We start from the raw sequence: 14,153 nt of genomic DNA, 5'->3' as shown, positions 1-14,153 counted from the left end.
TTGCGGATCGCGCGCCATGTGGCGCGGCTTCCTTGAAACGTTGCTGCGCTGTGTCTGCGTCGGCCTGGCTGGCTCGGGTCGGAGTCAGCCGCGGTGCCGCCCGCGGCGCGGCGGCACACGTCTTGCCTTAATAGCGCAAGTTGACCGACGGCAGGCGCGTGCTGGGCTGCCCGTTGTCGCGCACTTGCGGCGACGTATCGGCCGGTGCGCTCATTTGATAGTGCGTGCCGAAGTTCGAATGCACGTCGATTTCGACCGGCTTGCCTTTATCGCGGTATTCGGTGATTTCGGTGCCGTTCGGGCTCTTCTCGTAGAAGCTTGGTGTGCGGGGCACGTTGATATCGACTTTCGACGAGACTTCCGCCGGCGGGCGATTGATGGCGTCCAGATCGGGCAAGCCAGCCGCTTCGTTGGCGGCGTGTGCGCGGGCGTGGGCTTGCGCGTCGTCGGCAGGCTGAGCCGCCACGGCGACCCCGCCGAAGGCGAGCATCGCAGCTACGGCGACAGGAAGGTACGGCTTCATGGTGATTCTCCAAGAGAGTGTGCGAATTCTAGCAAATACGTATCCGTCCCCGGCGTGGACCATCCAGTTATTTTGCGCTCTTGAGCGGTCCTCTGCACGCGCGCGCGCCTTGCGCAGCGCGGGTGTGCCAGCGCACGGCGCGTCGTCAGCGCGTGACGGTTCCGTGGTAATGTCGTCTCATTAAGAGAGGCGAATGAAGATGAAGAACGATCTGACGCACGACGGGCGGGCCGGGCTGCCCGCCGACTTTCCCACTGAAGCCTTTACTGATCCCGCGGACGCCGTCGCGCGCCTGTCCGCCATCTACGAATCGAACACGTCTTTTCTGCGCGATGCGTTCGCTCGCTATCGGCGCAACGAAGCGTTCGATCGCCACGTGCGCGCGTGCTATCCGTTCGTGCGCATTCGCACCGAGGTCAACACGAATGTCGACTCGCGCCGCTCGTACGGCTTCGTTGCCGGCCCGGGAGTCTTCGAGACGACGGTCACGCGCCCGGACCTGTTCGGCAACTACTATCGCGAGCAGTTGCGGCTGCTCGCGAAGAACCATCATGTGCTGATCGAAGTCGGCGTGTCGGACAAGCCGATTCCGATTCACTTCGCGTTTGCGGAAGGCATTCACCTCGAGGGCGACCTCGGCCGCGAGAGACTCACGATGATGCGCGACGTGTTCGATACGCCGGACCTCGCGCAGCTCGATGACCGAATCGTGAACGGCACGTACGAGCCGGGTTCCGGCGAGCCGCATCCGCTCGCGCTCTTCACGGCGCCGCGGGTCGATTTCTCGCTGCATCGGCTCAAGCACTATACGGCGACATCGCCGACGCACTTCCAGAACTACGTGCTCTACACGAACTATCAGTTCTACATCGACGAGTTCGTGAAGCTCGGCCGCGAGCTGATGTCCCATGCCGACGATGACGAGCTGCGCGCGTATCGCAGCGAATACACGTCGTTCGTCGAACCGGGCGACGTGATCACGTACAACACCAATCTCGACGAGCAGCCGGAAGAAGGCACGGGCACCGTGCCCGCACGCCTGCCGCAGATGCCCGCGTATCACTTGAAACGCGCGGACGGCAGCGGTATCACGATGGTCAACATCGGCGTGGGGCCGTCGAACGCGAAGACGATCACCGATCACATCGCCGTGCTGCGTCCGCATGCGTGGGTGATGCTCGGTCATTGCGCGGGGCTGCGCAATACGCAGCGGCTCGGCGACTACGTGCTGGCGCACGGCTATGTGCGCGAGGATCACGTGCTCGACGCGGACTTGCCGCTATGGGTGCCGATTCCGGCGCTCGCCGAAGTGCAGGTGGCGCTCGAGCGCGCGGTCGCGCAGGTCACGCTGCTCGAAGGCGCGGAGTTGAAGCGCGTGATGCGCACGGGAACGGTGGCGAGTGTCGACAACCGCAACTGGGAATTGCGCGATCATCGCGAGCCGGTGCAGCGTCTGTCGCAAAGCCGCGCGATTGCGCTCGACATGGAAAGCGCGACGATCGCCGCGAACGGTTTTCGCTTCCGCGTGCCGTACGGCACGCTGCTATGCGTGTCCGACAAGCCGCTGCACGGCGAGCTGAAGCTGCCCGGCATGGCCGATCAGTTCTATCGCGCGCAAGTCGACCAGCACTTGCAGATCGGCGTCAAGGCGATGGAGTTGCTGCGGATGAACGGACTCGACCGCCTGCACAGCCGCAAGCTGCGCAGCTTCGCGGAAGTCGCGTTTCAGTAAGGGCAGGGTAAGGCGTGCGGCGCGCTCGCCGCATACCGCCTATTACAAATAGAACATCCGGTCCTCGTCCGACTTCGCCGCGTGCGGCTCGACTTCCTCGCGGTCTTCATAAAACGCGAGCACCGCTTCGAGCACCTGATCGGGATCGTCGATCACCTGCATGAGTTTCATGTCGTCGGGATTGATGAGGCCCATCGGCACGAGCGCCGATTCGAACCAGCTCAGCAGACCCTTCCAGAACTCCGCGCCGACGAGAATGATCGGCACGTGGCGCGACTTCTTCGTCTGGATCAGCGTCAGCACTTCGGCGAGCTCGTCGAGCGTGCCGAAGCCGCCCGGCATCACGATCACCGCGTCCGAGTTCTTCACGAACGTGACCTTGCGCGTGAAGAAGTGCCTAAAGCGCAGCGAGATGTCCTGCCATTGATTGCCCGATTGCTCGTGCGGCAGTTCGATGTTCAAGCCGACCGACGGCGCCTTGCCCGCATGTGCGCCCTTGTTGGCCGCTTCCATGATGCCGGGGCCGCCGCCGGAGATCACGGCGAAGCCCGCGTCCGAAAGTTTTCGTGCGATGACGGTGGCGAGCTTGTAGTACGGCGAGGTCGGTTTCAGACGCGCCGAACCATAGATGCTGACGGCCGGGCGGATCTCCGAGAGGTACTCGGTCGCCTCGATAAACTCTGCCATAATCGTGAACATCTGCCACGATGCGCGGGCCTTCTTGGCCGTCGCGCGCTCTTGATCTGCGAGCGAACGCAGACTCGGTATCAATTTTCTCTTGTTCATAATGCCTGAAGAACGAAACCTGAAAGGTAAGACCCTGCTGTTGGTCGACGGTTCGAGCTATCTGTACCGGGCCTACCATGCGATGCCTGATTTGCGCGGTCCGGAAGGCGGACCGACGGGTGCGCTGTATGGAATCATCAACATGCTGCGGCGCATGCGCAAGGAAGTCACGGCAGAGTATAGCGCGTGCGTGTTCGATGCCAAGGGCAAGACGTTTCGTGACGACTGGTATCCCGAGTACAAGGCGAATCGTCCGTCGATGCCCGAAGACCTCGCGCGGCAGATCGAACCGATCCACGTCGCGGTGCGCGCGCTGGGCTGGCCGCTCTTGATGGTCGAGGGGGTCGAGGCCGACGATGTGATCGGCACGCTTGCCACGCAGGCCGAGGCGCACAGCATGAACGTGATCGTCTCCACCGGCGACAAGGACCTGGCGCAGCTGGTTAGCGATCATGTCACCCTCATCAATACGATGACGAACGAGACGCTCGATCGCGACGCGGTCATTGCGAAGTTCGGCGTGCCGCCCGAGCGCATCGTCGACTACCTCTCGCTGATCGGCGATACGGTCGACAACGTGCCGGGCGTCGACAAGTGCGGCCCGAAAACCGCCGTCAAATGGCTCACGCAATACGAGACGCTCGACGGCATCGTCGCACATGTGGACGAAATCAAAGGTGCGGTAGGCGACAATCTGCGCCGTGCGCTCGATTTTCTGCCGATGGCACGAAAGCTCGTCACGGTCGAGCGTGCGTGCGATTTGAACGGGCACGTCGAGTCGATCGAAACGACGCTCGCCACGCGTCCCGAAGCGCTTGAAGAGTTGCGCGACGTCTTCATGCACCACGGCTTCAAAACTTGGCTGCGCGAAGTCGAGACGGCGCAGGTTCAGGGTCAGGCGAGCGAAGGGGCGAACGGTTCACAAGACGCGGCGCAAGCGGCCGCGGCTCAACCTGCTCTGACGCTCGAGGCCCCGCGCCACTACGACACCGTGCAAACGTGGGAGCAGTTCGACGCGTGGCTCGCGAAGATCGACGCGGCCGCGCTGACCTCGTTCGATACCGAAACGACCGCGCTCGATCCGATGGTCGCGCAGATCGTCGGCTTGTCGCTTTCGGTGGAGCCTGGGCACGCGGCCTATGTGCCGCTCGCGCACCGCGGCCCCGATGCGCCGGCGCAGTTGCCGCGCGACGAGGTGCTCGCCAAGCTCAAGCCGTGGCTCGAAAGCGCGGACAAGAAAAAGGTCGGCCAGCATTTGAAGTACGACGAGCAGGTGCTCGCGAACTACGCCATCGAGTTGAACGGCGTGGAGCACGACACGCTCTTGCAATCGTACGTGCTCGAATCGCACCGCTCGCACGACATGGACAGCCTTGCGCTGCGCCATCTCGGCGTGAAGACGATCACCTACGAAGACGTGGCAGGCAAGGGCGCGCAGCAGATCGGCTTCGACGAAGTGCCGCTCGAGAAGGCGGCCGAGTACGCTGCCGAAGATGCCGACGTTACGTTGCAGCTCCATCAAGCGCTCTATCCGCAGATCGAGCCTGAACCGGGCTTGCTGCGCGTCTATCGCGAGATCGAGATTCCGACTTCGCGCGTCCTGCGTCGCATGGAGCGCAACGGCGTGCTGATCGACACTGAACGCCTGCGCCGGCAAAGCAGCGAGATCGCGATCCGGCTCGTCGAGCTCGAAGGCGAGGCTTATGCGCTGGCCGGCGGCGAGTTCAACATGGGGTCGCCCAAGCAGATCGGGCAGATCTTCTTCGAGCGCCTGCAACTGCCGGTCGTGAAGAAGACACCGAGCGGCGCGCCGTCGACCGACGAAGAAGTGCTGCAAAAGCTCGCCGAAGATTACCCGCTGCCGAAGCTCTTGCTCGAACACCGCGGCTTGTCGAAGCTCAAGTCCACGTATACCGACAAGCTGCCGCGCATGGTCAACGCGCGGACCGGGCGCGTCCATACGAACTACGCGCAGGCCGTCGCGGTCACGGGGCGGCTCGCCTCGAACGATCCGAACCTGCAGAACATCCCGGTGCGCACGGCCGAAGGCCGCCGCATCCGCGAGGCGTTCATCGCGCCGCCCGGCAGCAAGCTCGTGTCGGCGGACTACTCGCAGATCGAGCTGCGCATCATGGCGCACATCTCGGGCGACGAGTCGCTGTTGCGCGCCTTCGCGAACGGCGAGGACATCCACCGTGCAACGGCCTCCGAAGTCTTCGGCGTGACGCCGCTCGAAGTCACGAGCGACCAGCGACGCATCGCGAAGGTCATCAACTTCGGCTTGATCTATGGGATGAGTTCGTTCGGACTCGCGTCGAACCTCGGCATCACGCGCGATGCCGCGAAGCTCTATATCGACCGCTACTTCGCTCGCTATCCGGGCGTCGCGCGCTATATGGACGATACGCGCGCGAGCGCGAAAGAGAAGGGCTATGTCGAAACCGCGTTCGGACGGCGCCTCTGGCTGCCCGAGATCAACGGGGGCAACGGTCCGCGCCGTCAGGCGGCCGAGCGCGCGGCAATCAACGCGCCGATGCAGGGCACCGCGGCCGACCTCATCAAGCTGTCGATGATCGCGGTGCAGAATTGGCTCGACGAGCAGAAGGCCGCCACGCGCATGATCATGCAGGTCCACGACGAACTGATCCTCGAAGTGCCCGAAGAGGAACTGCCGCTCGTTCGCAAGCGGCTGCCCGAGCTGATGTGCGGCGTCGCCGCGCTGAAAGTGCCGCTCGTCGCCGAGGTTGGCGCCGGCGCGAACTGGGAAGAAGCGCACTGAGCATCAACTAGGCGTCGGTTGAGCGCGCCTTGAAGACATCTTCAAGGCGCGTCGCAGGATGAACGGCTAAACCGTCTATAGCGTCGCGCGCATGACACACATGCGGCGCGGCGGCTTGTCCTGAAAACGATCCCGCCCTGACAATGGCCTACCCGGACCGTACGTTTTTTCGGCCCGGAAAATTCGCACAACCGAACGGCAACTACGGAGAGTGTCAATGCATCGTTTCATCGTCGTTGGGGGAGGCGCAGGGGGACTTGAGTTGGCGACGCGTCTCGGCGATCGCTACGGCAAGAAGAAGAATGGCGCGGCGCGCGCACTGGTGACGCTCGTCGACCGCAATCCGACGCATATCTGGAAGCCCTTGCTGCACGAGGTCGCGGCCGGCAGCATGGACCCCTTCACGCAGGAACTCGAATACGCAGCGCAGGCGCGCTGGCATGGCTTCGAGTTTCAGCAGGGCGAACTGGCGGGGCTCGATCGCAAGGGCAAAAAGATCATGCTCGCGCCGGTCCTCGACGATGACGGCGCCGAATTGCTGCCGGAGCGCGAACTCGAATACGACACGCTCGTGATCGCGATCGGCAGTACGACGCATTTCTTCGGCGTGCAGGGCGCGCCGGAACATTCGATCGCGCTCGATACGGTCCAGCAGGCCGAGCGCTTCCGCAAGCGCCTGATCGCGGCGTGCATGCGCGCCGAGCATCAGGAGTACGCGCGCGTCGAGTGCGGCGACGGCATGTCGCCCGATAACGAGGCGCGCATTCAGGTGGCGATCGTCGGCGGCGGGGCGACAGGCGTCGAATTGTCTGCGGAATTGCGCAATACCGCGCAGGTGCTGTCGGCGTATGGGCTTCACAAGCTTGATCCGCGGCACGACGTCGGGATCGTGCTGATCGAGGCGGGGCCGCGCATTCTTCCGGCGCTGACCGAGCGCGTGTCGGGCGCAACCGCCGAGTTGCTGACCAAGCTCGGCGTGAAGCTCATGATCGGCGAAACGGTGGCCGAAGTCGCGCCCGGCCTCGTGCGCACCGCGAGCGGCAAGACGGTGCGCGCCGATCTGACGGTCTGGGCCGCGGGCATCAAGGCGCCGGCGATCCTTGCGAAGCTCGACGGGCTGCCGGTGAATCGCCTGGGACAATTGCAAGTGCGCCGCACCCTGCAGAGCGAAAACGACGACAACATCTTCGCGCTCGGCGATTGCGCCGCCTGCCAATGGCCCGGCAGCGAGCGCAACGTGCCGCCGCGCGCGCAGGCTGCCCATCAGCAGGCGAGCTTCCTGTTGAAGTCGCTCGTGAACCGGATGGACGGCCGGCCGCTCGCGGAATTCACGTATCGCGACTTCGGCTCGCTCGTGTCGCTTGGACATTTCAGCGCGGTCGGCAATCTGATGGGCGGGCTGATCGGCGGAAGCATGCTGATCGAGGGTCTCTTTGCGCGCTTCATGTACATGTCGCTGTACCGGCTGCATATCGCGGCGCTGCACGGCTATCCGCGGATGATGCTCGACACGTTCGCGCATTGGCTGCGGCGTACGACACTGCCGCGCGTGAAGCTGCACTGACCGAAGACTGAAAGGAGGGCAAGGCTGCAGCCCGAACCCCGCTGTTGCAAAGGGATGCGGGCTGCAAGCTGGATGAAGCCATGCGTCGCTAGAATCGATCGGACGCGGAATCGCCTACGCGTCGAAGCGGGGGCCGTCATCGTGCGGCCCGCGCCGTTTTCGGTCGAATCCCGCCGTTGCACTCAGGCAGCGGCCAAAACAAGGAGCGCCGCATGCTGAAGCCCGAAGTCGACAGTCTGATCCCGCACGTCCCGTTTGACCGCCGCACGTTTTTGAAAGCCGCGCTCGGCAGCGGCTTTGCAGCGTGCGTGCTGCCGGTCTCCGCGCAGACCATCCATACCGATAGCGTTGGGCTCGAAGCAGGCGAGATCGGCTTCAATTCGGGCGGCGATCGGGTTCCTGCATACCGGGCGCAGCCGGCAGGCAAGACGCATCTGCCGGTGATCATCGTGATCCACGAGATTTTCGGCGTGCACGAGCATATCGCCGACATTTGCCGGCGCTTCGCGAAGCTCGGGTATCTCGCGATCGCACCAAACCTCTATTCGCGCGAAGGCGACCCGTCCGCGTATCCGACGATCCAGCAGCTCGACGAGAAACTGCTCAGCAAAGTGTCCGACGCAACGGTGATGGCCGATCTCGACGCGGCGGTTCAATGGGCCGGCGAACATGGCGGCGACTTGCAGCGGCTGGGCTCGGTCGGTTACTGCTGGGGTGGGCGCGAAGCGTGGCTCTTCGCCGAGCACAACCCGCGCTTGAAGGCGGTGGTCGCATGGTACGGGCGCGTAGGTGGCGCGCACGGCGCGATGACCCCGGTCAACCCGATCGATCGCGTGGCGGACCTGCGTGCGCCGGTGCTCGGTCTCTATGGCGCGCAGGACGCGAGCATCCCGCAGGACACGCTCGAGCAGATGAAGGCGCTGATCGCGCAAGGGCCGATGGTCGCGCGCGGCTCGCAGTTCGTCGTCTATGGCGACGCGGGGCACGCGTTCTTCGCGGACTATCGGCCGAGCTACCGCAAGGCCGATGCCGAAGATAGTTGGCGCCGAGCCCTGGCGTGGCTTAAAGAGCACGGGGTCGCCTAGCGCGAAGTCGTGCCGGCAGGCGCCGCGGGCGCGTGCCGGCACGAACGCGCATTCGTTGCTTACGGATTCGCGCCCGTCGCAACAGGACGCGACGGGTCCGCGCACCATTCGCTCCACGATCCCGGGTACAGCGCGGCGCCGTGCAATCCGGCGATCTCCATCGCAAGCGCGTTCTGGCACGCCGTGACGCCCGATCCGCACTGCAGCATCGCCTGCTCGGGCAACTTCCCGCTCAGCACGGCGCTGAAGTCTTCGCGCAGCGAGTGAGCGGACTTGAAGCGGCCGTCTGCCGTGAGGTTGTCCATGTAGTAGCGGTTCAGGGCGCCGGGAATGTGGCCGCCGACCGGGTCGATCGTCTCGTTCTCGCCGCGGTAGCGATCCGGTGAACGCGCGTCGATCACGACGCGATCGTGCGTCGACAAGTTGCGCAGTACCGCCTGAGCATCGACTGTCGCGACGAGCGGGGCGGCCGCCTTGAAATTGCCTGCCGCCTTGGCGGGCACCTGCGTGTCGAGCGCGAACCCGGCGGCCTGCCATGCCAGCAAGCCGCCGTCGAGCACCGCTGCCGAGTCGTGGCCTAGCCAGCGCAACAACCACCAAAGGCGCGCCGCGTACACGCCGCCTTGCGCGTCGTACGCGACGATTTGCTGATTCTGATCGAGGCCTTGCGCGGCAAGAGTCGCAACGAGCGCTGCCCGGTCCGGCAGCGGGTGCCGCCCGTTCGTGCCGGTCTTCGCGCCCGACAGGTCGCGATCGAGATGCAGATAATGCGCGCCGGGAATATGGCCTGCCGCATAGGCTTGCTCGCCCGCGCCGGTATCGGCGAGAGTGAAGCTGCAATCGAAGACGAGCACGCTGCCAGGGGCGTTCGCCATGCGTTCTGCGAGATTGGCGGCCGAAATGAGAGTGGTGTAGTGGGTATGCGACATGACTGCTCCTGATCGACGTGCGTCCGGCTTTCGCTGAAGGGGTGTTGTTAGTCTAAACAAAAAGACGGGCAAGAAGGGTTTCAAACCCCGCTTGCCCGTCCTTTCATCGATCAGGCGGCTGTGCCGCCGCCGTTCAGATCGGCCCGAGTTCGCGCCGCAGGAACTCGTGGAAGTGCTGCATGCCGTCTTCCATCGGGCTCTGGTACGGCCCGACTTGCGATTCGCCGCGGTTCATCAGCGCGAGGCGTCCGGCGTCCATGCGTTCGCCGATTTCGTCGTCTTCGCGGGCCGTTTCCATGTAAGCGGCACGCTCGGCTTCGACGAATTCTCGCTCGAACAACGCGATTTCCTCGGGGTAGTAGAACTCGACGACGTTCGTCGTCTGGGTCGGGCTGCGCGGAATCAGCCACGACACGACCAGCACGTGCGGATACCACTCGATCATGAGACCCGGGTAGTACACCATCCAGATCGCGCCGAACTCAGGCGGCTCGCCGCCGCGGAAGCGCAGCACTTCGTCGTGCCATTTGCGGTACGTCGGGCTGCCCGGTTTCGCGAGCTTGTTGTGCACGCCGACCGTCTGCACGCTGTACCAGTCGCCGAATTCCCACTTCAGGTCGTCGCACGACACGAAGCTGCCGAGACCCGGATGGAACGGCACGACGTGGTAGTCCTCCAGATAGACCTCGATGAAGGTCTTCCAGTTGTAGTTGCACTCGTGCACTTCGACGCGATCGAACATGAAGCCCGAGAAATCGAAGTGATGCTTCGTGCCGAGACGAGCCAGATCTTTCGCGATGTTGCGGCCCTGGGCTTCGAACAGCAGGCCTTGCCAGTTCTGCAGCGGGGTGGCGCCGAGGTTCAGGCACGGGTTGTCCGCGAAGTGCGGCGCGCCGAGCAGGTTGCCGTTGAGGTCGTACGTCCAGCGATGGAGCGGGCAGACGATGTTCTCGGTCTGGCCGCGGCCGTTGAGCATGATGGCTTGCCGATGGCGGCACACGTTGGACAGCAGCTCGACTTGCAACTGCTGGTTGCGCACGAGCACGCGCCCTTCGCCTTCGCTCGGCAGCGCAAAATAACTGCCCGATTCGGGGACCATCAACTCGTGCCCGACGTAACGAGGACCTTGCTTGAAAAGTGTTTCGATTTCGCGCGTAAGAAGCGCCGGGTCAAAATAAGCTGTGACTGGCAGCTGACTTGAAATGGCCTTCAGCTGCAAAGCATTGCTCAGATTGGACATTCCCACTCCCGATGAAGACGTGAAAGCAGTGAACAACCCAACCATCGATAAGATTCGATTTGGGGAACCGGAAATTATACAGAACTTTCTATTTTTGTGGTGCGTAAGTGCTTGATTCGGGTCAAAATTGGCGGAGGAAGTCCCGGTCTTTCGCTCGAATATTGATGTGAGATGGAAGGTGTCTTCCGTCTGAGGTTTACGGGGGAGAGGTCAGAATTGTCTCTTTTGCCGTAGAATGTCCGACTTGTTTTAAATTCCGACTTTCCACATGGCGAAGACCGTACCCCAAGACACCGCTCGTGCCGCGCCAGGCGGCGATGGCGCGCCATCGCCGGAGAATTACGAAGCGGCGGTGGCGGAGCTCGAGGGGCTGGTCGCGCGGATGGAGGGCGGCACCCTGAGCCTTGAGGAATCGCTTGCCGCGTACCGGCGCGGCGCCGCTCTTGTGGCGTTCTGTCAACAACAATTGGAAAAGGTGGAGCAGCAGGTCCGCGTTCTCGACGGCGAGACGCTGAAGCCGCTCTCTGCCAACGCAGCTCCCGCGGATGGCGGAGACGATCTATGACCTTTGAAGAATGGATGCGTTCGGTGCTCGGACGCGTCGAGACGGCACTTGAACACTATTTGCCCGGGCCGGAAACGGCGCCTGCCCAACTGCACGAGGCGATGCGCTATGCCGTGCTGGGCGGCGGCAAGCGGGTGCGCCCGCTGTTGTGCCATGCGGCCGGCGAGCTGACCGGCGCGCGCGCCGAGGCGCTCGAAGCGGGGGCGGCAGCACTGGAAATGATTCACGTCTATTCGCTCGTGCACGACGACATGCCGTGCATGGACGACGACGAACTGCGCCGCGGCAAGCCCACGGTGCACGTCAAGTACGACGAGCCGACGGCCTTGCTCGTCGGCGATGCGCTGCAATCGCAGGCGTTCGTCGCGCTGACCGACAGCGCCGCGCTCACGCCCGCCGCGCAGGCGGCGCTCGTGCGCGAACTGGCGCTCGCGAGCGGCTCGATCGGCATGGCCGGCGGCCAGGCGATCGACCTGGCCAGCGTGGGCCTTGCGCTCACGCGGCCGCAGCTCGAAACCATGCATCGGATGAAGACCGGTGCGCTCCTGCGTGCATCCGTACGCATGGGCGCGCTGGCTGGCGAGGCGCCGGGCGACGAGGCCCTGCGTTCGCTCGACGCGTATGCAGCCGCAGTCGGCCTCGCGTTCCAGGTCGTCGACGACATCCTCGACGTCACGACCGATTCCGCGACGCTCGGCAAGACCGCCGGCAAAGACGCAAAGGACGGCAAGCCGACCTACGTGTCGATCATCGGGCTCGATGCGTCCCGTGCACTGGCTGCGCAGTTGCGCAGCGAGGCGCACGAGGCGCTCGTGCCGTTCGGCGCGCGCGCCAAGCGCCTCGCCGAACTGGCTGACCTGGTCGTGAACCGAGTGAGTTGAACGCCGATTTACGACAATAAGCCCGCCGCCGCGCACGAAACGCTACGGGCGTGCGTGAGAAAAGTGCGGGCGCGTAAGTTTTCCTACAATGGAACGACGATGTACGACTTGCTGAAAACTATCGACGACCCGGCGGACCTGCGCCGCCTAGATCGCCGCCAATTGCTGCCGCTCGCCGACGAGTTGCGTGCCTACGTGCTCGACAGCGTGTCGCAAACGGGCGGCCATTTGTCGTCCAATCTCGGTACGGTCGAACTGACGATCGCGCTGCACTACGTGTTCAACACGCCGAACGACCGCATCGTCTGGGACGTCGGACACCAAACCTATCCGCACAAGATCCTGACGGGCCGCCGCGACCAGATGCACTCGCTGCGCCAGCTCGGCGGCATCTCGGGCTTCCCGCGCCGCTCGGAATCCGAGTACGACACGTTCGGCACGGCGCACTCGAGCACGTCGATCTCGGCCGCGCTCGGCATGGCGATCGCGAGCAAGCTGAAGGGCGAAGACCGCTTCTCGATCGCCGTGATCGGCGACGGCGCGATGACGGCCGGCATGGCGTTCGAAGCAATGAACAACGCGGGCGTTTGCGACGACGTTCCGCTGCTTGTGATCCTGAACGACAACGACATGTCGATCTCGCCGCCCGTGGGCGCGTTGAATCGCCATCTCGCGCGCCTGATGTCGGGCCGCTTCTATGCGGCGGCGCGGGCCGGCGTCGAGCGCGTGCTGCGCGTGGCGCCGCCGATGCTCGAACTCGCCCGCAAGCTCGAAGAACACGCGAAGGGCATGGTTGTGCCGGCCACGCTCTTCGAAGAGTTCGGCTTCAACTACATCGGGCCGATCGACGGCCACGATCTCGATTCGCTGATCCCGACGCTGGAAAACATTCGCGAGCTGCGCGGCCCGCAGTTCCTGCACGTCGTGACGAAGAAGGGCCAAGGCTACAAGCTGGCCGAGGCCGACCCGGTGCTCTATCACGGTCCGGGCAAGTTCAATCCGGTCGAGGGCATCAAGCCGTCGACGGCGCCTTCCAAGAAGACCTACACGCAAGTGTTCGGCGAATGGCTGTGCGACGCGGCGGAACTCGATTCGCGCGTGGTCGGCATCACGCCCGCGATGCGCGAAGGCTCGGGTCTCGTCGAATTCGAAAAGCGCTTTCGCGATCGCTATTACGACGTGGGCATCGCCGAGCAGCATGCGGTGACGTTCGCGGGCGGCCTCGCAGCCGAAGGGTTGAAGCCGGTCGTCGCGATCTATTCGACGTTCCTGCAGCGTGCGTACGACCAACTGATTCACGACATCGCGCTGCAAAACCTGCCGGTGGTCTTCGCGATCGACCGCGCGGGCTTGGTCGGCGCGGACGGCGCGACGCACGCGGGCGCCTACGATCTCGCGTTCCTGCGCTGCATCCCGAACATGACGGTGATGGCCGCGTCGGACGAAAACGAATGCCGCCAGATGCTCTACACGGCGCTGCAGCAGCCGAACCCGAGCGCGGTGCGCTATCCGCGCGGTGCCGGCACGGGCGTGGCGACGGTCAAGCAGATGACCGCAATTCCCGTCGGCCGCGGCGAAATCCGGCGCCAATCGTCGGCGGGCAAGGGCAGCCGCATCGCGATTCTCGCGTTCGGCACGATGGTCGCGCCGGCACTCGCCGCAGCCGAGGAGCTCGACGCGACGGTCGCCAACATGCGCTTCGTCAAGCCGGTCGACGCCGAGCTCGTGCGCGAGCTGGCGCAGACGCACGACGCGCTCGTGACGGTCGAAGAGGGCTGCATCATGGGCGGCGCGGGTTCGGCCTGCGTCGAATCCCTGCTTGCCGATGGGGTTATGCGGCCGGTACTACAATTGGGTCTTCCCGATACCTTCATCGACCACGGCGATCCGGCCAAGCTGCTCGCGAGTTGCGGGCTGGACGGTGCGGGCATCGTGAAATCGATTCGCGAACGCTTTCTGAAGCAGGCGGCCGAAGGCGAGGCCACCAAGCTGGCAAAGCGCGTCGCATGACGGTGCGGCCGCTCTCGCGGCCGTGCGGCATCCCCGTTTGAATGCATGGGCCTGCGGGC

At 64.3% G+C, this 14,153-nt stretch carries 11 protein-coding genes; 7 read left to right on the top strand and 4 right to left on the bottom strand.

All coding sequences use genetic code 11. From position 1 onward, the window contains the following. Nucleotides 1–127: 127 nt before the first annotated feature. Nucleotides 128–523 (bottom strand): hypothetical protein, encoded by a 396-nt coding sequence (locus tag J3489_RS02715; RefSeq protein ID WP_206995883.1) that lies wholly within the window; start codon nt 521–523, stop codon nt 128–130. Between the two features lie 193 nt (nt 524–716). On the opposite strand from J3489_RS02715, the gene J3489_RS02710 reads away from it, so the two are divergent. Further along, entirely contained in the window at nt 717–2,255 is a 1,539-nt protein-coding gene (locus J3489_RS02710) for an AMP nucleosidase (protein WP_445267837.1), read from the top strand. 42 nt (nt 2,256–2,297) lie between these two features. Here J3489_RS02710 and J3489_RS02705 read toward each other — a convergent pair whose 3' ends face one another. Further along, nucleotides 2,298–3,041: an LOG family protein gene (locus J3489_RS02705; RefSeq protein WP_206995882.1), complete on the bottom strand. Its 744-nt coding sequence runs from the start codon at nt 3,039–3,041 to the stop codon at nt 2,298–2,300. 1 nt (nt 3,042) lies between these two features. On the opposite strand from J3489_RS02705, the gene polA reads away from it, so the two are divergent. The 3 genes from polA (at nt 3,043) to J3489_RS02690 (ending at nt 8,469) form a co-directional block, all read left to right on the top strand. Beyond that, nucleotides 3,043–5,820, top strand: a complete 2,778-nt coding sequence (polA, locus tag J3489_RS02700; protein ID WP_206995879.1) for a DNA polymerase I — start codon at nt 3,043–3,045, stop codon at nt 5,818–5,820. Between the two features lie 217 nt (nt 5,821–6,037). Further along, a complete protein-coding gene (locus tag J3489_RS02695) occupies nt 6,038–7,384 on the top strand; it encodes an NAD(P)/FAD-dependent oxidoreductase (RefSeq protein ID WP_206995877.1) in 1,347 nt (448 codons plus the stop codon). A gap of 212 nt (nt 7,385–7,596) precedes the next feature. Next, the gene (locus tag J3489_RS02690) at nt 7,597–8,469 is read left to right on the top strand and encodes a dienelactone hydrolase family protein (RefSeq protein WP_206995869.1); all 873 of its coding nucleotides are present in this window, start codon (nt 7,597–7,599) and stop codon (nt 8,467–8,469) included. Between the two features lie 59 nt (nt 8,470–8,528). Here the strand turns inward: J3489_RS02690 and J3489_RS02685 are convergent, their stop codons facing one another. Both J3489_RS02685 and J3489_RS02680 read right to left on the bottom strand, forming a co-directional pair. Beyond that, nucleotides 8,529–9,398, bottom strand: coding sequence for a sulfurtransferase (locus tag J3489_RS02685; RefSeq protein ID WP_206995868.1), 870 nt, complete (start codon nt 9,396–9,398; stop codon nt 8,529–8,531). 133 nt (nt 9,399–9,531) lie between these two features. Further along, nucleotides 9,532–10,638: an aromatic ring-hydroxylating oxygenase subunit alpha gene (locus J3489_RS02680; protein WP_206995866.1), complete on the bottom strand. Its 1,107-nt coding sequence runs from the start codon at nt 10,636–10,638 to the stop codon at nt 9,532–9,534. A 268-nt stretch (nt 10,639–10,906) separates the two neighbouring features. Between J3489_RS02680 and J3489_RS02675 the strand changes: the two genes are divergently transcribed. The 3 genes from J3489_RS02675 (at nt 10,907) to dxs (ending at nt 14,094) form a co-directional block, all read left to right on the top strand. Further along, nucleotides 10,907–11,203, top strand: a complete 297-nt coding sequence (locus J3489_RS02675; RefSeq protein WP_206995864.1) for an exodeoxyribonuclease VII small subunit — start codon at nt 10,907–10,909, stop codon at nt 11,201–11,203. Next, nucleotides 11,200–12,084 carry a polyprenyl synthetase family protein gene (locus J3489_RS02670; RefSeq protein ID WP_206995862.1) on the top strand — a complete coding sequence of 295 codons (885 nt, stop codon included), beginning with the start codon at nt 11,200–11,202 and terminating at the stop codon, nt 12,082–12,084. Before J3489_RS02675 ends, J3489_RS02670 begins: the two co-directional genes overlap by 4 nt. A gap of 99 nt (nt 12,085–12,183) precedes the next feature. Further along, nucleotides 12,184–14,094, top strand: coding sequence for a 1-deoxy-D-xylulose-5-phosphate synthase (gene dxs, locus J3489_RS02665; protein WP_206995860.1), 1,911 nt, complete (start codon nt 12,184–12,186; stop codon nt 14,092–14,094). Nucleotides 14,095–14,153: the final 59 nt, after the last annotated feature.

It is taken from the genome of Trinickia mobilis (genome assembly GCF_017315705.1).
In the GTDB taxonomy this organism is placed as follows: Bacteria; Pseudomonadota; Gammaproteobacteria; order Burkholderiales; family Burkholderiaceae; genus Trinickia_A; species Trinickia_A mobilis.
The sequence above is the reverse complement of the archived record's forward strand: the minus strand, read 5'-3'. Positions and strand labels throughout refer to the sequence as shown.